We start from the raw sequence: 21,174 nt of genomic DNA, 5'->3' as shown, positions 1-21,174 counted from the left end.
GAGGCGCCTGCTCAAATGCTGTGCATGGAGGGAGCTCAGACCTGCCGCAGCCAGGTGTCGAAGCGCGGGTCCTGCATCATTGCGCGGCCGCGCATGTATTTCCAAAGGCCGTATTTCTGGAAGTCGAAATCCCAGTCGGTGAGCATCCGGTTGACCACCGCCCAGCTGCCCCACTTCATGTCTGCCAAAACCCGGCAGAGCGAGACGCGGGCCTGCATCTGCGGCGTCACGGTACCGAAATAGGTCTCGATCAGCGCGTCGGTCTCGTCCTCCTCGAGAAACATCTCGCAGGCGAAGACACCGATGTCGTAGCTGCGCTCGTTGGCCGAGGCGAACTCGTAGTCGATGAGCTTCAGGGCTCCGTCCGGGGCGAACAGGAAATTGCCCGGCATCGGATCGTTGTAGCAGGTCACCAGATCCATCCCCGAGGCCTCGAAGGCGGCGCGGATCTTCTCATAGTGGTGCAGCAGCCACGGCAGGTCCTCGGGCATCGAGGAGCCAAGCTCGCGCGCCTGCTCGAGATGCTCGTCGATCAGGTCGAAAATCGTCTTCACCTGGCTCAGCACCGGGCCGGAATGCAGGGTTCGGAACAGCCGGATGACCTGCTCGCGCACCTCGGGCCGGGCGAAGTCCGCGGTGGTGCAGGTCACGTGGTTGTCGAGGAACTCGTGCACCTCGGTGCCGGTGGTGGGGTCGTGAAAGATCACTTCTGGCGCGATGCCCAACCCGTGCGCATGCACCGCCGCCTCGTAGGAGGTGGCGCGGTTGATGAAGATCTCGGTGCCGTCGCCGGGGATCTTGAGGAAGTAGTCGCGGTCATCGTTGGCGACCTCGATGCGCCAGTTGCGGTTGTTGAGGCCGCCGACCATCATGCCGTAGCTGATCTCGCCTTCGCGGCCGCGCCAGCCGGGCACCATGGCAATGGCGGTCTCGGCGTTCTGTTCATCCTTGCTGCGGGCCTCGCCCATGCGGCGTTTCACGATCATGCGCAGATCCTCAGTTTCTCGCCGAAGCGGGGGTCGCGGAGCGAGGCTCGGGCGCGGACATGGCGCCACAGGCCGAACTTGTAGAACTCGTGCTCGATCCGACGCGGCGAGAGATGCGCCATCAGCATGGCGATCATTGCCCATCGCAGGTCATCGGCAATGCCGTACAGCCGCACGCGGTCGAAAACCTCATCTTCGGCCGGCAGGTTCCAGGCCTTGGCGGCGCAGCGCAGAAAGGCGGCGCGGGCGCCGGCCTCGAAGGCGCACATCTCGACCAGGGCGGTGCCGATTTCCTCGCAGGGGCTTGCCATGCCGGCGCGGTCGAAATCCACCAGCCGGATCTCGCCGGAGCTGTGGAACAGCACGTTCGACATGTTGCCGTCACCGTGGATCGCTACCGGAGCCTCGTCCGTGCCGGCGGCGCGCTCGGCGGCGAGCATCAGGGTGTCGCAGAGCCAGCCCATGTTGGGAGGCGTCGCCGCGCCCTCGGAGACCAGCCGGGTGTGAAGGCTCTCGATCTCGGCGAATGCATCGGCGCGCGGGGCGAGCGACGCGGCCTGCGAAAAGCGCGCGCGGGTCTCGAGCACGCGGTCGACAAAGTCCGGGTCGGCAGCATGCTCCAGCCCGGCCACGCGCCACCCCTTGCCAAGATGCTCGGTGATCAGGACGCGCGCGGCGGGATCGCTGAGCAGGACCCGCGGCCCGACGCCTACATCGCCGGCCTGCTTGGCGGCGGCGAAGGCCTGAACCGGGTCTATGTAGAAGCTCGTGTCCTCGTGCAGGCGCTTCACGAAGACGCTGTCGCCGGTTTCGGTGTCGCGCGCGATGAAGGGGGCGCCATCGACGCCGCGCCACGAGGGCGAGGCGAGCACGGCGATCGCCGGCTCGATCTCGACCGGGCGGTCCTCCCAGCCGGGCAGCCGGCGCAGAAGGGCGAGTATGTCTGAGGTCTGGTCCATGTCTGCTCCGCGGTTGTGCGGGCATCGTGACACAGGCCGCCGGGCGCTGTCGCTCGCCGAACCGGGGCCGGCTTGCCCGCCTGTCCACTGGTTCTTGCCTCTCTGGCGCAGGCGGGCGCCTGCCCCTGTCGCGGGGCGGTTGCCGCGGGCAGGGTGCCGGGACCAGATCCCGACTGCCAAGGACCGCCCGCATGTCCCAAGACCTGCTTTCCCTGCTCGACCGCTTCGCCGAGATCGGCGCCACGCCCGGCGGCGGCGTCCGCCGCCTGACCGGCAGCGACGAGGACGGCGCCGCGCGGCGCCTGTTCGCCGAGATTGCCGAGGCGCGCGGCGCTCGGCTGCACGTGGACCCGGTGGGCAACATGTTCGCTACCTTCCCGACCGCGCCGGGCTCGGACGCCACGGTGCTCGCCGGCTCGCATCTCGACAGCCAGCCCACCGGCGGACGCTTCGATGGCGCGCTCGGCGTGCTGTCTGCGCTGGTCGCGGCCTCCGAGATCCATGCCGAGGGCGGTCCGGCGGCGCATAACCTGACGGTGGTGAACTGGACCAACGAGGAGGGGGCGCGCTTTCAGCCGAGCCTCACCGGAAGCTCGGTCTTCAACGGCAAGTACGATGCGGGCTTCGCTCTGGGGCTGCCCGACCGGCTCGGCACGACGATGGGGGAGGCGCTGGCCCTGATCGGTTACCTCGGCGAGGCGCCGTTTCCGCTGCGGCCGGTGCGCAACCTCGAGCTCCACGTGGAGCAGGGCGGGCATCTCGAGGCGACGGGCGTGCAGATCGGTGCGGTCACCGCCTCATGGGGGGTGCGCAAGCTGACGCTGAGCTTCGTCGGGGAGCCGAGCCATACCGGCCCGACCGCGATGCACCAGCGCCGCGACGCCATGCGCGCTGCCGCCTGGGCAATCACCGAGTTTCACCGGCTGATGGAGGCCGAGGCCGAGCATGTCGAGCTGCACTGGTCGGCTGCCAAGATCGTGGCCGAGCCCGACAGTCCCAACGTGGTGGCCTCCCGCGTCACGGTCTATTTCGAGATGCGCAACCCGGCTCAGCAGATCTGCACGGCGGTCGGAGACCGCTTCCTCGCGGCGATCCGGCCGCATGTGGAGGCGATGGGCATCGGTATCGAGACCTTTACCGACGAGGCCCGTCCGGGAACCTCGCTCGACCCGGTGGGCGTGGCGATGACGCTCGAGGCCTGTGCGGAGCTTGGCGTGAGGGCGGTGCCGATGATGACGATCACCGGCCATGATGCGCTGGCGCTGGCGGCGATGATGCCGAGCAACCTTGTCTTCGTGCCGAGCGTAAACGGGCTTAGCCACAACGAGGCAGAGCTGACCCACCCCGAGGATCTCGCCAATGGCTGCGCGGTGGTGAAGGCGCTGCTGGAAAGGATGATCTCGGAACAGGGGTGAGCAGGGCCGCGCAGGCGGCCCCGCCCGGGGATCAGTTGATGCGCTTGCCGCTTTCGGGCTCGAAATACGACACCTTGGCGAGGTCGAAGGCGAGGTTGTGCACCGTGCCCGGCGCCGCCTCGGTCTCGGAATGCAGGCGCGCGGTCAGGGGCTTGCCGCCGAGCCGGGTCTGCACGTAGGTGTCGGCGCCCGCGGGCTCGACGATCTCGACCTTGCAGGGCGCTTCCTGCACCAGCTCGCCCACCCGGAAGCCAGGCTCCGAGATGTCCTCGGGACGCAGGCCGAGGATGATGTCCTCGGGCAGGCCCCGGGCGCGCGGATCGGTGAGCCGGATCGGCTCGAGATCCGGGCGCTGGATCTCGATCATCGTGCCGCCGCTGCCAGTCTGGGTCTTGGCCGGGATCAGGTTCATTGCCGGCGAACCCATGAAATCCGCCACGAAGAGGTTGGCGGGGCGGTTGTAGATCTCAGAGGGCGAGCCGATCTGCTGGATGATGCCGCCCTTCATGACGACGATCTTGGTTGCCAACGTCATCGCCTCGATCTGGTCGTGGGTGACGTAGACCATCGAGGCGCCGAGCTTGTGGTGCAGGGTCTTGATTTCGGTGCGCATCTCGACCCGCAGCTTGGCGTCGAGGTTCGACAGCGGCTCGTCGAAGAGGAACAGCTTGGGATCGCGCACCAGCGCCCGGCCCATGGCGACCCGCTGCCGCTGACCGCCCGAGAGCTGGCCGGGACGACGGTTCAGGAAGGGCTCGATCTGCAGCTGTCGGGCGACCTCGGCAAGCTTGCTCTTCTGGGTCTCGGGATCGACGCCGCGCACCTTCATGCCGAAGGTGATGTTCTTGGCCACGCTCATCGTCGGGTAGAGCGCGTAGGACTGGAACACCATGGCGATGTCGCGGTCCTTGGGCGAGACATGGGTCATGTCGTGCCCGTCGATCCGGAGCGTGCCGCCCGAGATCGGCTCGAGACCTGCGATGCAGTTCAGCAGCGTGGACTTGCCGCAGCCCGAGGGGCCGACCAGCACGAGGAACTCGCCCTTGTCGATCGAGACGTTGATGTCCTTGAGCACCTCGGTCGCGCCGTAGTTCTTGTAGAGATTGTTGATTTCGAGGATCGGGGCCATGGGGGTCATCCTTTGACGGAGCCGGCGGTCAGACCGCGGATGAAGTACTTGCCGGCGACGATGTAGACGAGGAGGGTCGGCAGGGCGGCGATGATCGCGGCGGCCATGTCGACGTTGTATTCCTTCACGCCGGTGGTCGAGTTGACGATATTGTTGAGCGCGACGGTCACCGGCTGTGTGCCGGCCTGGCTGAACGACACGCCGAACAGGAAGTCGTTCCAGATCTGGGTGAACTGCCAGATCACGCTCACCACGATGATCGGGATGCTGAGCGGCAGGAAAATCGCGAAGAAGATCCGCACGAAGCCCGCGCCATCCACCTTGGCCGCCTTCACCAGTTCGACCGGGATGGTGACGTAGTAGTTGCGGAAAAACAGCGTGGTGAAGCCGAGCCCGTAGATCACGTGCACGAAGATCAGCCCCGGGATGGTGCCTGCGATGCCCATGAGGCCAAGCATCCGCGCCATCGGAAGCAGCACCACCTGGAACGGGATGAAGCAGCCGAACAGCATCAGTGCGAAGATGATGTTGGCACCGGGGAAACGCCACTGCGCGATCACGTAGCCGTTCATCGCGCCCAAGAGCGTCGAGATCAGCACCGCCGGAACGGCGAGCATCACCGAGTTCCAGAAATACGGCTTCACGCCTTCGCACTGGATGCCGGTACAGGCCTCCGACCAGGCGGTGCGCCAGGCGTCGAAGGTGAGCTCGCGCGGCAGCGACAGCAGGTCGCCGGTGCGGATCTCCTCGAGGCTCTTGAGTGAGGTGGTCAGCATCACGAAGAGTGGCATGAGGTAGTAGAGCGCAAACAGGCCGAGCACGATGTAGAGCAGCCAGCGCAGGGCGATCTTGCCGAAGGAGCGGCCACGAGGGCGCTCGGAGGTGGCGGCGGGGGCGGGGGTTGCGGAGACGTCAGTCATTGCGCGCCCTCAGTTCGGAATAAAGATAGGGAACCACGATGGCGAAGACGACGAGCATCATGATCATCGCCGAGGCCGCGGCCTGGCCGATGTCACCGCGCGAGAAGGCCATCGCGTACATGTAGGTGGCGGGAAGGTCGGTGGCGTAGCCCGGTCCGCCGCCGGTCAGGGCGATGACGAGGTCAAAGGCCTTGATGGCGAGGTGGGCGAGCACGATGAAGGCCGACAGGAAGATCGGCGCCATCGAGGGGATGATGATCGAGACATAGACGCGCCAGGTGGGGATGCCGTCGATCTGCGCCGCGCGGATGATCTCGGTATCGACCGAGCGCAGCCCGGCGAGGAACAGCGCCATGACGAAGCCCGAGCTCTGCCAGATCGCCGCCAGCACGACGGTGTAGATCGCCATGTCCGGGTTCACCAGCCAGTCGAAGGTGAAATTCTCGTAGCCCCAGCCCTTGACCATCGCCTCGAGCCCGAGGCCCGGGTTGAGGATCCATTTCCACGCCGTGCCGGTGACGATCATCGAGAGCGCCATCGGGTAGAGATAGATGGTGCGGATCGCCCCTTCGACGCGGATCTGCTGGTCGAGCAGGATCGCGAGGATCAGCCCGAGGATCATCGACACGCCGATGAACAGCGCGCCGAAGATGTAGAGGTTGTTCATCGCCGTGTCCCAACGCGGCGAAGCGAACAGGCGGTCGTACTGGATGAAGCCTTCGATCTCGTATCTCGGCAGCAGGCGCGAGCGGGTCAGCGAGACCCATGCGGTCCATGCGATGAAGCCGTAAACGAAGATCAGGATCGCGATGAAGCTGGGCGCCAGCACGATCTTTGGCAAATGGGTTTCGAACCACTTGGCCATGATATCCTCCCCTGAATGCCCCGCCCCGGGATACGGGGCGGGACGGGTCTTGGTCTGGTGTCGGGCCGGGCCCGGATTACATCGAGTTGGCGACCGCGTCGGCAAGCATCTGGACCGCCTCGTCAGAGGACATGTCCGAGTTGAAATGCGCCGTCACCACGTCGGTGATCGCACCGGCCTGAGCGCCGCGCAGCGCCATGCCATGGGCATAGGAGGGGAGAAGCGCGCCGCTGTCGGATGCGGCCGTCATGTCCTCGGACGATTTCTGCGCGCACATGTCGAACTCGTCGAGGGCGACGTCGGTCCGCACCGGGATCGAGCCCTTGTTCATGTTGAACACCTTCTGGAAGTTCGGCCCGACGATCAGCTTGGCAAGCAGGTCCTGGCCGGCCTTCTTGTCGTCGCCATCGACGTTGAACATCGCGAAGCTGTCGACGTTGTAGAGGTAGCCGTCACCGGGAGTGGAGGCGCAGAGGAAGTCTTCGCCCGGCACCTTGCCGGCGGCGAGGAATTCACCCTTGGCCCAGTCGCCCATGATCTGGAACGCGGCTTCGCCGTTCATCACCATCGCGGTGGCGAGGTTCCAGTCGCGGCCCGAGAAGTTGTCGTCGACATAGCCGCGCAGGGTGCGCATCTGGTCGAACGAGGCCTTCATGGTGTCCGAGGTCAGCGCTTCCGGGTCGAGATCGACCAGCGCCTTCTGGAAGAACTCCGGCCCGCCGAGGCCAAGGACCACGGTCTCGAACACGGTGGCGTCCTGCCAGGCCTGGCCGCCATGGGCGAGCGGGATCACACCGGCTTCCTGAAGCTTCTCGGCGGCGGCGTTGAACTCGTCCCAGGTGGTCGGCATCTCGATGCCGTTGGATTCGAGCACGTCGGCGTTGGCCCAGATCCAGTCGACCCGGTGCACGTTGACCGGCGCGGCGCACCAGGTGTCCTCGCACTTCATGTGCCCGGCGATCGAGGCGGGCAGGATGTCGGCCCAGCCCTCGGCGTCGGCGACGGACGAGATGTCGGCCAGAACGCCTTCCTCGTACCATTCCTGGATCGCCGGGCCCTTGAGCTGCACGGCGGTGGGCGCATTGCCCGAGAGCACGCGGGCGCGCAGCGCGGTCATCGCCGCGTCGCCGCCGCCGCCTGCGACCGGCATGTCGGTCCAGCTGCCGCCGTTCTCGGCGAATTCTTCCTGCAGGACGCCGACCGCCTTGGCTTCGCCGCCCGAGGTCCACCAGTGCAGCACCTCGGCCTGAGGCTCGGCATGACCGATGGTCGCGACGGAGAGGGCCAGCGACGAAATCGCGGCCAGAGTGGTATATTTCATGGTGTAGTCCTCCCAAACTAGACTGCCGGTCCGGCAGCGCTGACGCAATTTTGCGCCTCGGTGCCTGACTCGCGCAAGAGTATTGCCCGGGCTGTTTGCGCCCAAAGGATGAGATTTTGGGCGTTCTTGTTACAACCTGTTACAGGCTCGCGAATTTCCCTTGCGCGTGATAGAACGCCGCAGCTTCTGGGCGAACGTGAAGGAGGATCATGTGAGCATCTCGAGACTGCTGGTTGTCGATGACGATGACGAGATGCGCGACATGATGACCGAGTATCTCCGCAAGCACGGCTTTATGGCGCTGGGCGCGGCCTCGCTGGCCGAGATCGAGGCGGCGATGTCGGCGGGGCGGATCGACCTGATCCTGCTCGACGTGATGCTGGGCTGCGAGAGCGGGCTCGAGATCTGTGCCGCCTTGCGCCGCGATCAGGACGTACCGATCATCATGGTCTCGGCGCTGTCGGCGGATCACCAGCGCATGGCGGGCTACGAGGTTGGCGCCGACGACTACATCGCCAAGCCCTTCAATCCGGACCTGCTTCTGGCGCGGGTGCGCGCGGTGCTGGCGCGGGCCGGGCGCTCGGCCTCGCTGGCCTACAGGCGCCGCACCAGGACCTTCCGCTTCAACGGCTGGCGCTACGATGCCAAGCGCAACGAGGTGCTCTCGCCCGACGGCTACCAGGTGGCGCTGTCGCGCCGCGAGACGGCCTTGTTGCAGGCCTTCCTCGCCAACCCGCATATCCCGCTGACCCGCGAGGAGATCGCCGCCGCGCTCGACGTGACCGGCGACGGCGATCACAACGACGAGGCGCATGGCCGCGCCATTGACGTGCTGGTGGGCCGGCTGCGCTCGAAGATCGAGACTGCGCCGAAGGAGCCGCAGATGCTGCGCACCGAGCGCGGCGTGGGCTATGTCTTCGCCGCCGACGTGACCTCGGAAGACGCGTGAGTCGTTGGGGCCTCAGCCTGCGCGACAGCGGCGCGCTGCTGATGTTCGCGGCGATGGCGGCGGGGCTCTTGGTGGCGACCATGTGGGGCGTGACGCAGGCGCGCTGGAGCAGCTATCTCACCCAGGCCGAGCGCAACGGCACGCTGCTCTACAACACGCTGTCGCGCGGCGCCACCGCGCCTGAGGGCATCATCATCACGCCGCTCGCGGCGCAGGACCAGGCGCTGGCCGAGGCCGGGGAGTTCTCGCGCATCAGCGGGCTGCCCCGCCCGGCCTATCTCACCATCGCGCCGATCCTTCCCGACGCCACGGGCGGCGCCGGGCTGAGCCTCGTGGTGGTCTCGGACGATCTGCAATACCGGGTGGCGGATCTCGTCACCCATCCCCGGCAGCGCCCCGAGGAGACACTGGGCCAGCTGACTAGGTTGATGGCGCGTTATTGCAGCCAGCCGCTGATCCTCGCCAAGCCGGGCAACGGGCAGTGGCTGCGGGTGCAGGGCGGCGATCTCTGGGGCTGCGCGGCGGCGCCCACCGACCTGCGCCTGCCGGCCATCGCGCTGGGGCTGTTCGCGGCGGCGGTGATCTTCACGCTGGTCAGTGATACCGCGGCGCGCTTCGCGGGCTTCGCCCGTGCGCTCGGCACCCGCCGTCAGCTCGGTGGTCCCGAGAGCTACGAGGCCGAGGGCCCGGCAGAGCTGCGCGCCATCGTCGACGCGGTGAACACCTATCTCGAGACCGAGCGCCAGCGCCTCGAAGAGCGCGCGGTGGTGCTGTCCGGGGTGAGCCACGACCTTGGCACACCGGCCACCCGCCTGCGGCTGCGCAGCGCTCTGATCGAGGATGCCGAGCTGCGCGCCCGGCTCGAGACCGACATCGACCGGATGACCGGCATCATCGAGAGCGTGCTCACGCTGACCCGCGCCGAGCTCAACGTCGAGGAGCCGCGCGAGCTGTCGCTCGGCGCGCTGGTCGAGGCGTTGGTCGACGACTACCAGGACATGGGCCACCCGGTGAGCCTGGCCGAGGGCGCGCCGGTGACGGTGCAGGGCGGGCGCTCGCTGTTCTCCTCGCGGCGGTCGTCGCAGGTGATCGCCGGGGAGCACCGCATCATCGTGACCGCGCGGCCGGTCTCGATCCAGCGGGCGCTGTCGAACCTGATCGACAACGCGCTGAAATACGGACGCCGCGCGGTGGTGCGGCTCGAGGCCGGGGTCGACATGGCGACGATCTCGGTCGAGGACGAAGGCGGTCGCCGCCCGCTGGAGGAGATCGAGGCGCTGATGGCGCCGTTCCGCCGCGGCGAGAACGCCCGCTTCACCGACGGTACCGGGCTCGGGCTCAGCATTGTCTCGACGATCGCCATGATGCATGGCGGCGAGCTGCGCTTCGAGACCGCCCCGCACGGGTTGCGCGCGGTATTTACCATCCGCCGTGCCTGAGGGGCCTCTCGTTTTGCCCAAATAAGCGTCGCTTTGCATTTCAGTGCCGCTCTCGCGGGCCGCGCGCAATGGACCGGGCGCGAAACCTCGCCTAACACTCGACAAAAGACCGTTCGGGCACTTGATTCATGCTAATCTGCCCGAACGGGCACTGGGAAGACCGCGCCTTCGCACATCGCCTCGGCGCATATCGCTTAATTTGAACGGAGGGCTGACATGTACAGCCATCAAGTCGGGGCCGAGCTTTTCCGGTTCCCGGATCTCAGAACCCTGATGGCGCGCGCCACCCCGCTGCGCTCGGGCGATCAGCTGGCCGGGATCGCCGCGGCCACCGATGTCGAGCGTGCGGCGGCGCAGGCCGCGCTGGCCGATGTCCCGCTCAAGACATTCCTGAGCGAGGTGGTCGTCCCCTACGAAGCGGACGAGGTGACCCGGCTGATCATCGACACCCATGACAAGGCCGCCTTCGCCCCGGTAAGCCACATGACAGTCGGCGATTTCCGCGACTGGCTGCTCTCGGATGCCGCCGACAGCGCCGCGCTGGCGGCGCTGGCCCCGGGGCTGACCCCCGAGATGGCCGCCGCCGTGTCCAAGCTCTGCCGGGCGCAGGATCTGATCCTCATCGCCTCCAAGTGTCGCGTGGTGACGACGTTCCGCAATACGCTCGGCCTCGAGAAGCGTCTCGCGACCCGGTTGCAGCCGAACCACCCCACCGATGACCTGCGCGGCATCGCCGCTTCGACCTTCGACGGGCTGATGTATGGCTCCGGCGACGCGGTGATCGGTATCAACCCGGCGACCGACAACCTGCACGCCACGGTCGAGCTGCTGCACCTGCTCGACGAGGTGATCCAGGAATACGCTATCCCGACGCAATCCTGCGTGCTGAGCCATGTCACCAACACCATGGCCGCCATCGAGGAGGGCGCGCCGGTCGACCTGACCTTCCAGTCGCTCGCCGGCACCGAGGCGGCCAACACGTCCTTCGGCATCAATCTCGACATCCTGACCGAGGGTCACGAGGCGACGCAGTCCCTGAAGCGCGGCACCGTCGGTCAGAACTGCATGTATTTCGAGACCGGGCAGGGCTCGTGTCTCTCTGCCGACGCGCATCACGGCGTCGACCAGCAGACGCTCGAGGCCCGGGCCTACGCGGTGGCGCGGAAGTACGAACCGCTTCTGGTCAACACCGTGGTGGGATTCATCGGGCCGGAATACCTCTATGACGGGCGTCAGATCATCCGTGCCGGACTCGAGGACCATTTCTGCGGCAAGCTGCTCGGCGTGCCGATGGGCTGCGACATCTGCTACACCAACCACGCCGAAGCCGATCAGAACGACATGGACATGCTGCTCACGCTGCTTGGCGCGGCGGGGATCAACTACATCATGGGCATCCCCGGTTCGGATGACGTGATGCTGAGCTACCAGACCACGTCGTTCCACGATGCGCTCTATGCGCGCCGCGTGCTGGGCCTGCGCCCCGCCCCGGAATTCGAGGAATGGCTCGACAAGATGGGGCTGATGGCCTCCGACGGCGCCTTCAGCCCGGCCCGCCAGCCGCCCGCGGCGCTGTCGAAACGCATGTCGCTCCTGGAGGCACAATGACCAAACCGACCGATCTGACCGATCCCGCCGCGCTTCAGCGCAGCGAAGATCCCTGGGCCGGGCTGCGCCGCCACACCTCGGCGCGGATCGCGCTGGGGCGTACCGGCGTGTCGCTCTCGACCGCGCGCAATCTCGAGTTCCAGATGGCCCACGCGCAGGCCCGCACCGCGGTGCACTCGCCGCTCGATCTCGACGCGCTCGAGGCCGATCTCGGCGAGCCGTTGCTGCGGGTGGAGAGCCGCGCGCCCGACCGCCCCGCCTACCTGCAACGCCCCGACTGGGGGCGCAGACTGGACGCCTCTTCCGTCGCGCGGGTCGAGGCCATCCGCCCCGCCACCGCGCCGGACGTGGCTCTGGTGCTGGCCGACGGGCTGTCGTCGCTGGCAACACAGCAATCGGCGCCGGGCTTCCTGAAGGCGTTCAGGCCGCTGCTGGCCGAGGCCGGCCTGAGCGTCGCGCCGCCGGTGGTTGCGACGCAGGGCCGGGTCGCCATCGGCGACGAGATCGCCGCCATCCTCGGCGCGAAGCTGGTGGTGATGATGATCGGCGAGCGCCCGGGCCTGTCGGCCGCGGACAGTCTCGGTCTCTACCTGACATGGGCGCCAAAGGTCGGGCGCACCGATGCCGACCGCAACTGTATCTCCAACGTCCGCCCCGGCGGGCAGAGCTACGAGGATGCCGCCTACCGCGCCGCGTGGCTGACCCGCGAGGCCTTCAAGCTGCAGCTCTCGGGCGTCGGGCTGAAGGATCGCACCGTCACGGTCGATGCCTCGGCGCAGGTCGAGGGATGAAAATGCCGTCTGATCTGTCGGTTACGAAGCGGCAGGCGCGGGGCGAACCCCGTTGCAGCCGCGTCGTCCTTGGGTCAGAACGTGGGAACAGGCAGCGCTCTGTGACCGGATCTAGGGTTCTGGCCGGAGTGAAATGCGCAACCAGAAAGGACGCCGCATGAAACCGGCCGCCCGCCGCGAGGCGATCGTACAGCTTGTCGAGGACTGCGGAGAGGTGCATGTGGATGCCCTTTCCGAGCAATTCGAGACGTCACGTGAAACCATCCGCCGGGATCTCAACGAGCTCGACACCGCGGGGCGCATCCGCAAGTTCCACGGTGGCGCGCGCAAGACCGCGAGCTTCACCGACAGCGGCCTCACCGAGGGGCCGTTCGATGCCCGCATGGTGACGATGACCGCGGAGAAGACCGCCATCGGGCGCTGTGCCGCCGAGCTCTTCGACGAGGGCGCGGTGATCTTCGTCGATACCGGCTCCACCACCATCGCCTTCGCCCGCGCGCTGGCGCGGCGGCGCGGGCTCACGGTGATCACCAACTCGCCCGAGATCGCCGGGCTGCTGGCACGCCCCGAAGGCCATCACCGGCTCTACCTGCTCGGCGGCGAGATCGCCGCCGAGGGGCGCGAGACGCTGGGAGCGCTCGCCATCGAGCAACTCGGACGCTTCAAGGCCGAGCACGTGGTGCTCACCATCGGCGGCATGACGCGTGGCGAGATCATGGATTACGATCTACGCGAAACCGAGATGGCCCGCGCGATGGTGGCGCGCAGCGCCAAGCTCACGGTACTGGCCGATCACACGAAGCTCGACCGGGCGGCGGTGTTCGAGGTCGCGGCGCTCTCGGCGGTCGACCGGCTGGTGACCGATCGCGCGCCCGAGCCCGAGATGGCCGAAGCGCTGGCCGAGGCAGGCGTCGAGGTGGTGATCGCCTGAGCCGGCGGTTCCCGTCCGCACGGACTGCAGCGAACGACACCGGGCCACGTCGCCGTGCCCGGTGTTTTCTTTTGGTCGGACGCCGGGCGAGCTGGGTCGTGATGCACCGAAATTCCCCGGGCTGTGAGCTTGGTCTGCCGAAAATTGCCGCAGATTCTGACCGAATTGGCGGAAACTGAGGATTTTACGCTAGTCAATATTGTGGATTCGGTCAAAATTATGCACGTTCAGGAAAAGCTGCCCGTCTCTCTGAGAGCTCGGCGGTACGATTCTAGGACGGAGACGAGGCTTGGCTGATTTTTCTGCCGAAATGGATGTTGCGATCATCGGTGCAGGGGTGGTCGGTTGCGCCATGGCGCGCCGTTTCGCGCTCGAAGGGGCGCGGGTCTGCGTGCTCGAGGCCGCGCCCGACATCCTCTCTGGGGCTTCGAAGGCCAACAGCGCGATCCTGCACACCGGCTTCGACGCGCCGCCGGGCTCGCTCGAGCTCAGCTGCATGCAGGACGCCTATGACGAGTACATGGAGATCCGCGAGGCGATGAACCTGCCGGTGCTCGAGACCGGCGCGATGGTCGCGGCCTGGACCGAGGACGAGGAAGCGCGCCTGCCCGATCTGCTGGCGCAGGCCCAGGGCAACGGGGTGACCGACACGCGGATCATCAGCCGCGATGAGGCGCTGGCCCGCGAGCCCGCGCTTGCGGGCCATGTGCGTGGCGCGCTGCTGGTCCCGCGTGAGCATGTCATTGATCCGTGGTCGGCACCGCTGGCCTACGCCACGCAGGCCAAGGCGCTTGGCGCCGAATTCCGGTTCAACGCGCCGCTCACCGGGGCGCGCCGTGACGGCGACACCTGGCAGCTCGAGACTGGCGCGGGCTCGTTGATGGCCAAGACCGTGGTCAACTGCGCCGGGCTCTACGGTGACAAGGTGGAAGAGATCCTCACCGGTACGCCGTCCTTCGAGATCCGCCCGCGCAAGGGCCAGTTCGTGGTGTTCGACAAGGCGGCATCGCAGCATCTGCGCACCATCCTGCTGCCGGTGCCGAATGAGCGCACCAAGGGCGTGGTGCTGACCCGCACCGCCTTTGGCAACCTGCTGGTCGGTCCAACCGCCGAGGAGCAGGAGGCGCGCGACCGCCCCGACGTGACAACGCCAGAGCTGGAGATGCTGATCTCCAAGGCCGTGGAGCTGGTGCCGGCGCTACAGGATATGCCGGTGACGGCGGTCTATGCCGGTCTGCGCCCCGCCTCCGAGCGCAAGGAATACCGCGTCCATGCCGATGCCGATCTGGGCTATTACTGCGCTGGCGGGATTCGGTCGACCGGTCTCACCGCGGCGCTGGGCATCGCCCGGCATGTCTTCGCACTCTGGAGCGAGAGCCACTCTCTGGCCTGGTCGAAGCCCAACGATTCGATGGCGCCTTCGATGCCGAACCTCGCCGAGCACCTGCCGCGCGATTACCAGATCCCGGGGCATGACGGCATCGTCTGCCATTGCGAGATGGTCACCGCGCGCGAAATCCGCGCCGCCTTCGACAGCCAGCTGCCGCCGGGCGATTTCGGCGGACTGCGCCGCCGCACGCGCTGCGCCATGGGCCGCTGCCAGGGGTTCAACTGCCTCGGGCGCATCGCCAGTCTCGCCGAGGGCAAGCTGCGCACGCCGATCCTGCCGGAGGACGCGTCATGAACACGACCTGTGATGTGGCCATCGTCGGCGGCGGCCCCGCCGGGCTTGGCGCGGCGCTCGAGCTGAGCAAGCTGGGCCTGCGCCGCGTGGTGGTGCTGGAGCGCTTCGGTGAGGCCGGCGGCATTCCGCGCCATTGTGGCCACCCGCCCTTCGGTATGCGCGAGTTCAAGCGCGTGCTGAGCGGCCCGGCCTATGCAAGGCGGCTCGTGCAGGCGGCCGAGGATGCCGGCGTCGAGATCCGCACCGACACCACCGTGACCGCGATCCGTCCCGGCGGCGTGCTTGAGCTTGCCACCACCGCAGGGGCGCAGACGCTCACCGCGCGCCGGGTGCTCATCGCCACCGGCAACCGCGAGCGCACCCGCGCGCAGCTGCTTGCCCCGGGCGTGCGGCCGGTCGGCGTGATGAACACCGGCGCGCTGCAATCGATGGTCTATCTCGAGGGCAAGCGCCCGTTCTCGCGCCCGGTGATCGTGGGGACCGAGATCGTCGCGCTTTCGGCGCTGCTGACCTGCCGCCGTCATGGCATCAAGCCGGTTGCCATGGTCGAGACCCGCGACCGTCCGCAGACCCGCCGCATCGACATGATGCTGGCGCGACTGATGGGCGTGCCGGTGCTCGCCGGGGCCGAAATTCTGGCCATCGAGGGCAGGCCGCGCGTCGAGGCGCTGCGCCTGCGCCACAAGGGCGAAGAGCGTCGTCTCGACTGCGACGGCATCGTTTTCTCGGGGCGGTTCACGCCCGAGGCGACTGTGGCGCGGCAGAGCGACCTGGCGCTGGATGCCGGCACGCTGGGGCCCGAGATCGACGCGGACGGGCGCAGCTCCGACCCGCAGGTGTTCGTTGCCGGCAACGTGCTGCACCCGGTCGAGACCGCCGGCCATTGCTGGGCCGAGGGCCGCCGCGCGGCTCAGACGATCTTCAGGGATCTGCGCAAGACGCCGAAGCTCGGAGCCGGTGCGCGCATCGTGCCGGGCGCGGGCCTGCGCTACGTCGTGCCACAGCGGCTCGGCGCCGGATCGGCGGCGACGCTCAACATCCGCACCGATGGTGCGGTGCGCGGCCGTGTGGTGCTGAGCGATGCGAGCGGGCGTGAGCTCGCGGCGCGTTCGGTGCGCAGCTATCCCGAGCAGCCGGTGCGGCTGTCCGTGCCGGCTCTGGATTCCGCCGCCTTGGCGGGTGATCTTACCCTGCGGCTGGACAGGAAAGACTGAGACATGCGAATTCTGGCGCTCGATCAGGGCACGACTTCGACGCGCGGCCTGGTCGCCGATGAGAACGGCCGGGCCGAGATCGTGCATGCGGTCCGGCACGAACAGCATTTCCCGGAGGCCGACCGGGTCGAGCACGACCCCCAAGAGCTGCTCGCCAACCTGCGCGCGGTGATCGAGGCTGCGGGCGAGGTTGAGGCCATCGCGCTTTCTAACCAGGGCGAGAGCTGTCTTGCCTGGGACGCGATGACCGGCGAGCCGCTGTCTCCGGTCATCGTCTGGCAGGACCGCCGCACCGAGGCCACGCTCGCCGGCGTGGCAGGGCAGGCCGAGATGGTGCGCGCCCGCACCGGGCTGCCGCTCGATCCGTATTTCTCGGCCGCCAAGCTGGGTTGGCTCTGCGACAACAATCGCCGGGTGCAGCAGGCGCATCGCGCCGGGCGCCTGAGGCTCGGGACCACGGATGCGTTCTTTCTGCAGCATCTGACTGGCGAGGCGCGCACCGATGTGACGACCGCGTCGCGGACCTCGCTGATGTCGCTCGAGACGGGCCAGTGGGACCCGGAGCTCTGCAAGCTCTTCGGCGTGCCGATCGAGTGCCTGCCCGAGATCCGCCCGACCGTGGCTGACTTTGGCTGCATCGGCGAAGTGCCGGTGACGGCGGCGGTGGTCGACCAGCAGGCGGCGCTTTACGGCCATGGCTGCCGGGCGCCGGGCGATGCCAAGATCACCTTCGGCACCGGTGCCTTCGCGCTCGCGGTAACCGGCGAAACACGGCCTCCCGAGGATGACAGCGGTTTGCTGCCCACGGTGGCATGGCAGGTCGGTGAGACCACCACCTTCGCGGTGGATGGCGGCGTGCATGCCGCCGGTGCGGCGGTGGAATGGGCCATGCGCATCGGCCTGCTTGACGGACCCGAGGCGTTGGGCGCGTTCGAGGCCCCGGCGGCGATCGACCGCGGGTTGGCTTTCGTGCCGGCGCTCGCAGGGCTTGCGGCGCCGCATTGGGACGGCTCCGCCGCGGGGCTGTTCATCGGCATGACCGGGGCCACCACGCGGCAAGATATGGCGCAGGCGCTGATCGAGGGCGTCGCCCTGCGCGCCGCCGAGGTCATCGCCCGGATGGGGCCGGTGGCGCGGTTGTCGATGGATGGCGGGCTGACACGCTCGGCCTATCTCTGCCAGTTCCTCGCCGACGTGACCGGGGCCGAAATCGTGCTGCCCGGCACCGAAGAGCTGACGGCTCTGGGGGCGGCGCAGCTTGCCGCTCTGGGGCTTGGCGGCACGCTGCCCTCTCCCGCGCCCCGCGCGGTGGTCACGCCGCGCCCTTGCGACCGGGCTGCGCGCCTGGCGCGGTTCTCTGATGCGGTCTCCCGCGCGCGTGGCTGGCGGAGCTGACCTCTCCTCCTGTTTCGACAGCAACGCGCGAACACTGCGCCGGGTGGGTTTCCCACCCGGCGTTTTTTGTGGCCTGTCGGCAGGGGCGGGGGGAGATGCGCCGGAAACGAGACGCGCCGGATGCGAGCTTTGAAGACCGGCCCGGAGGCACGGCGCTCGTGCGCAGCTCCGAGATTTTTGGGAGGTGAGCGAGACAAGACGGGGGATCACCCCTGTCCGTCGCGGCCCCGAGGCGGCCGGGGCGCAACCGCTAGGCCCGTCCCTTCGTGCAAACAAAAAGCGCCGCTCCGGTGGGCGGAGCGGCGCTTGTGCCCGGACCTAGGGGAGACTCGGTCCGAGCGGTGTCTTGGCGGGACCTAGCGAAGCAGGTCCAGCGGCCCGGTGATGATCACCGGGAAGGCGACCAGCAGGCCCAGCACCGCGAGCTCGGCGAAGAGGAAGGGCAGAACGCCCACCATGATCTTGTCGAGCCGGACCTTGCCGACGCCGGCCACCACGTTGAGCACGTTGCCCACCGGCGGTGTCAGCATCCCGAGCGCACCGGCGATGGTGAAGACCACGCCGAAATAGACCAGGTCGATGCCGGCGGCCTTGGCGAGCGGGATCACGATCGGCATCAGGATCAGGCTGAGCGGCGTGAAGTCGAGCACCATGCCCAGCAGCAGCGTCAGCACCACGATCATGCCAACCAGAAGCTGCGGCGAGCCCATGAAGGGCTGCAGGAAGGCGATCACCTGGGTCGGCAGGTTGGCAATGGTGATCAGCCAGGCCGAGACCATCGAGGTGCCGATCAGGAACATCACCACGGCCGAGGTCTTGCCGGCCTCGACGAGCCCTTCGTAGAAGCTCTTGATGGTCAGCTCGCCATAGACGAACGCCCCCACGAGCGCGGCGTAGACGGCGGCGATCACCGCGGCCTCGGTCGGGGTGAAGATGCCGACCCGCAGACCGCCGATCACCACGATGGGCAGCACCAGCGCCGGCAGGGCACGCCAGAGCGCGCGCAGGACCTCGGCGCGGGGCTGACGCTCGAGCGTCTGGAAGCCGCCGCCGCGCGACACGAAGCGCCAGGCGATGATCAGCGACACGGCCATCAGGGTGCCGGGCACGATGGCGGCCATGAACAGCCCGCTGATCGAGACGTTGGCGATGGCGCCGAAGACCACGAGCGCGATCGAGGGCGGGATCACCGGGGCGATCACGCCGCCTGCCGCGAGCAGGCCGCCCGAGGAGCCCTCGGGGTAGTTGCCGAGCTTCATCATCGGGATCAGGATCGCGGCCAGCGCGGCGCTGTCGGCGATGGCCGAGCCCGATAGCGAGGCCATGATCAGCGAAGCGCAGATCGCCACGTAGCCGAGCCCGCCCGAGACGTGGCCGAAGGCGGCCATGGCGACCTCGATGATGCGGCGTGAGAGCCCGCCGCGGTTCATCAGCTCACCGGCGAGGATGAAGAACGGGATCGCGAGAAGGATGAAGTTGTCGGTGCCGAGGATCATGTTCTGGGCGATGATCTGGGCATTGAAGTAGTCGAGATGCATCATCAGCGCGATGCCGCAGGCGATCAGCGCCCAGGCGATGGGCAGGCCGAGCACGATGCCGAGGATCAGGACGGAAAGGAAAACGACAAAGGTCACGCAGGATCACTCCGCGATATCGGCCGAAGCGGCCTGGAAGAAGGTTTCCGGCTCCATGCGACCCGAGAGGATCAGCACCATGCGCACCGCGACGACCAGCGCCAGTGCGGCGCCGGCAAGGGTGGCCACGACGTAGATCGTCGCCATGGGCAGGCCGGAAATCGGATAGGAGGAGGAGAAGTTCAGCGTCGCCTGCATCCACGCGCCCTTGGCGAGCAGGTAGTTGCCGTAGAGCATGATTGCCCCGGTCAGCGCGACGACGGCCTTCTTGGCCCCTTTCGGCAGGCGGTCGACCACCAGCGTCATGGCGATGTGGCGTTGCTGGATCAACGCGAGCACGGCGCCGCTGAGGATCAGGATCGACAGCACGATCCGCGACAGCTCTTCCGTCACCACGATGCCGGAATTCATGAAGAAGCGCAGCATGACGTTGACGAAAACCATCGCCACGAGTGCAAAAAGCAGGGCGGCGACGAGAGCCTCGAGCAGTTTCTCGGCGAGGCGCAGTACAGGCATTCAGGGTCTCCTTGAATAAGAAAGGGGCCGGCGCTGGGAGCGGCACCGACCCCTTGGCGATACGATCAGTCCGCGGCCAGAGTGGACTGCATCTCCTCATAGAGGGGACGGATCGCATCGGTGAGCAGCTCCTCGGTCACCGGGGCCACCGCTTCGACGATCTCGGCGCGGGCTTCCGGGGTGAACTCGGAAATGGTCATGCCGCCTTCTTCGCTCGACAGAAACGCCTTGGCGTCCTCGACGGCGGCGCGCATGATCTTGCGGTTCTCAAGCGCGGCGGCGTCGGCTGCGTCCTGCAGCATCGCCTTGTCTTCGTCCGAGAGGCTGTTCCAGAACGGCTGGCTGACCAGCAGCACCAGCGCCGAGTAGGCGTGCTTGGAGGTGGTCAGGTAGTCCTGAACCTCGAAGAAGTTCACGTCACGCACGGTGATCAGCGGGTTGTCCTGACCGTCGACGGTGCCGGTCTCGAGCGCGGTGTAGACCTCGGGAAAGGGCATCGGAACCGGGTTGGTGCCGAGCGCCGAGAAGGTGTTGATGAACACCGGTGCGCCGATGACGCGGAACGACAGGCCGTCGAAGTCGGCGAGGCTCTCGATCGGGCGCTCGGAGTTCGACAGGTCGCGGAAGCCGTTGTCGATGAAGGTCAGGCCCTTCATGCCCGAGCCGTCGAGCCCGGCCAGCATCTCCTCACCGACGTCGCCGAGCAGCACCTTGTCGGTGGCGGCGTCGTCTTCGAAGGCGAAGGGCAGGTCGATGAGCTGGAACAGCTCGTTATACTTGATCAGGTTGGTCGAGGAGGTGATCAGCATCTCCTGCAGGCCGCCCTGCAGTGCGCCGATCTGCTGCGCCTCGTTGCCAAGCTGGCCCGAGGGGAAGTTGGTGACGGTGTATTCACCGTCCGACAGCGCCTCGACCTGCTCTGCGAAGTATTGCACGCCCTGATCGAACGGGGTGCCCGGGGCGCCGAAATGGCCGATCTTGATGTCGCGCGCTGCGGCGGGGGCGGCGATGGCTGCGCTCAGTGCCGCAGCAGCGACCAGTGTGCCGAGGGGTTTGGAAAAGGTCATGTCGTGTCTCCTTCGGTGGCCCGTTAGCGTCGTGTCCGGGCGAATCCCTGTTGTGAACGGTGTTGGTCCGTGTGACGCCTTTATGACTGAGTAATCATAAAATATCGACTGTTCGGGCATTTTTTTGGCCATTTTGGTGAATTTTGCCCGAATTTATCGGAAAATCCAAAATAATTGCCCGTTTTTTGAGCGAAATGCGCGGATCTGCGCGCTGTCGGGAGCGAAAATCTCACGAGATCTGCCGGTCGCGATGGCGGATACGGTCATTTCAGCGCAAGAACAAGCCGTATCCGATGCGCCTCAGGGGCGGTTTTCCTGAGGTTTTGAAGGCCTCGCCGTGCGCAACCTTGC

General features: G+C 67.3%; 18 protein-coding genes. 9 read left to right on the top strand and 9 right to left on the bottom strand.

The window, feature by feature from the left end; translation table 11 throughout:
• Positions 1 to 35: 35 nt before the first annotated feature.
• Complete coding sequence (locus R2601_RS05685) at positions 36 to 986, bottom strand: choline/ethanolamine kinase family protein (protein WP_007794890.1); 951 nt, start codon at positions 984 to 986, stop codon at positions 36 to 38.
• Positions 983 to 1,945 (bottom strand): phosphotransferase family protein, encoded by a 963-nt coding sequence (locus tag R2601_RS05680; protein ID WP_007794887.1) that lies wholly within the window; start codon positions 1,943 to 1,945, stop codon positions 983 to 985. Before R2601_RS05680 ends, R2601_RS05685 begins: the two co-directional genes overlap by 4 nt.
• A gap of 191 nt (positions 1,946 to 2,136) precedes the next feature.
• On the opposite strand from R2601_RS05680, the gene R2601_RS05675 reads away from it, so the two are divergent.
• Positions 2,137 to 3,360, top strand: a complete 1,224-nt coding sequence (locus R2601_RS05675; protein ID WP_007794884.1) for a Zn-dependent hydrolase — start codon at positions 2,137 to 2,139, stop codon at positions 3,358 to 3,360.
• A 31-nt stretch (positions 3,361 to 3,391) separates the two neighbouring features.
• Here R2601_RS05675 and R2601_RS05670 read toward each other — a convergent pair whose 3' ends face one another.
• From R2601_RS05670 to R2601_RS05655, 4 genes are all read right to left on the bottom strand, one after another.
• Positions 3,392 to 4,489 carry an ABC transporter ATP-binding protein gene (locus R2601_RS05670; RefSeq protein WP_007794881.1) on the bottom strand — a complete coding sequence of 366 codons (1,098 nt, stop codon included), beginning with the start codon at positions 4,487 to 4,489 and terminating at the stop codon, positions 3,392 to 3,394.
• Between the two features lie 5 nt (positions 4,490 to 4,494).
• Positions 4,495 to 5,409 (bottom strand): carbohydrate ABC transporter permease, encoded by a 915-nt coding sequence (locus tag R2601_RS05665; protein ID WP_007794878.1) that lies wholly within the window; start codon positions 5,407 to 5,409, stop codon positions 4,495 to 4,497.
• On the bottom strand, positions 5,402 to 6,274 hold the full coding sequence (locus tag R2601_RS05660; protein ID WP_007794877.1) for a carbohydrate ABC transporter permease: 873 nt from the start codon (positions 6,272 to 6,274) through the stop codon (positions 5,402 to 5,404). The genes R2601_RS05665 and R2601_RS05660 overlap by 8 nt, the downstream gene beginning before the upstream one ends.
• Positions 6,275 to 6,350: 76 nt before the next feature.
• Positions 6,351 to 7,595, bottom strand: coding sequence for an ABC transporter substrate-binding protein (locus R2601_RS05655; RefSeq protein WP_007794874.1), 1,245 nt, complete (start codon positions 7,593 to 7,595; stop codon positions 6,351 to 6,353).
• Between the two features lie 211 nt (positions 7,596 to 7,806).
• Here R2601_RS05655 and R2601_RS05650 point away from each other — a divergent pair, with 211 nt between their 5' ends.
• The 8 genes from R2601_RS05650 (at position 7,807) to R2601_RS05615 (ending at position 17,606) form a co-directional block, all read left to right on the top strand.
• Positions 7,807 to 8,544 (top strand): response regulator transcription factor, encoded by a 738-nt coding sequence (locus R2601_RS05650; RefSeq protein WP_040544390.1) that lies wholly within the window; start codon positions 7,807 to 7,809, stop codon positions 8,542 to 8,544.
• Positions 8,541 to 9,983 carry a sensor histidine kinase gene (locus R2601_RS05645; protein WP_007794868.1) on the top strand — a complete coding sequence of 481 codons (1,443 nt, stop codon included), beginning with the start codon at positions 8,541 to 8,543 and terminating at the stop codon, positions 9,981 to 9,983. The genes R2601_RS05650 and R2601_RS05645 overlap by 4 nt, the downstream gene beginning before the upstream one ends.
• 216 nt (positions 9,984 to 10,199) lie before the next feature.
• Complete coding sequence (locus R2601_RS05640; RefSeq protein ID WP_007794865.1) at positions 10,200 to 11,591, top strand: ethanolamine ammonia-lyase subunit EutB; 1,392 nt, start codon at positions 10,200 to 10,202, stop codon at positions 11,589 to 11,591.
• Positions 11,588 to 12,382, top strand: a complete 795-nt coding sequence (gene eutC / locus R2601_RS05635) for an ethanolamine ammonia-lyase subunit EutC (RefSeq protein WP_007794864.1) — start codon at positions 11,588 to 11,590, stop codon at positions 12,380 to 12,382. Before R2601_RS05640 ends, eutC begins: the two co-directional genes overlap by 4 nt.
• A gap of 157 nt (positions 12,383 to 12,539) precedes the next feature.
• On the top strand, positions 12,540 to 13,313 hold the full coding sequence (locus R2601_RS05630) for a DeoR/GlpR family DNA-binding transcription regulator (RefSeq protein WP_007794862.1): 774 nt from the start codon (positions 12,540 to 12,542) through the stop codon (positions 13,311 to 13,313).
• 289 nt (positions 13,314 to 13,602) lie between these two features.
• Positions 13,603 to 14,997, top strand: coding sequence for an NAD(P)/FAD-dependent oxidoreductase (locus R2601_RS05625; protein ID WP_254656035.1), 1,395 nt, complete (start codon positions 13,603 to 13,605; stop codon positions 14,995 to 14,997).
• Complete coding sequence (locus tag R2601_RS05620; protein WP_007794855.1) at positions 14,994 to 16,211, top strand: NAD(P)/FAD-dependent oxidoreductase; 1,218 nt, start codon at positions 14,994 to 14,996, stop codon at positions 16,209 to 16,211. Before R2601_RS05625 ends, R2601_RS05620 begins: the two co-directional genes overlap by 4 nt.
• A 3-nt stretch (positions 16,212 to 16,214) precedes the next feature.
• Entirely contained in the window at positions 16,215 to 17,606 is a 1,392-nt protein-coding gene (locus tag R2601_RS05615) for a glycerol kinase (RefSeq protein WP_007794853.1), read from the top strand.
• Positions 17,607 to 17,962: 356 nt separating this feature from the next.
• Here the strand turns inward: R2601_RS05615 and R2601_RS05610 are convergent, their stop codons facing one another.
• From R2601_RS05610 to R2601_RS05600, 3 genes are all read right to left on the bottom strand, one after another.
• Complete coding sequence (locus R2601_RS05610; protein ID WP_007794850.1) at positions 17,963 to 19,240, bottom strand: TRAP transporter large permease; 1,278 nt, start codon at positions 19,238 to 19,240, stop codon at positions 17,963 to 17,965.
• Between the two features lie 6 nt (positions 19,241 to 19,246).
• A complete protein-coding gene (locus tag R2601_RS05605) occupies positions 19,247 to 19,756 on the bottom strand; it encodes a TRAP transporter small permease (protein ID WP_007794846.1) in 510 nt (169 codons plus the stop codon).
• A 65-nt stretch (positions 19,757 to 19,821) separates the two neighbouring features.
• Positions 19,822 to 20,823: a DctP family TRAP transporter solute-binding subunit gene (locus tag R2601_RS05600; protein ID WP_007794842.1), complete on the bottom strand. Its 1,002-nt coding sequence runs from the start codon at positions 20,821 to 20,823 to the stop codon at positions 19,822 to 19,824.
• Positions 20,824 to 21,174: the final 351 nt, after the last annotated feature.

The organism is Salipiger bermudensis HTCC2601, assembly GCF_000153725.1.
Taxonomy (GTDB): domain Bacteria; phylum Pseudomonadota; class Alphaproteobacteria; order Rhodobacterales; family Rhodobacteraceae; genus Salipiger; species Salipiger bermudensis.
This window is presented reverse-complemented; position numbering and strand designations above follow the sequence as displayed.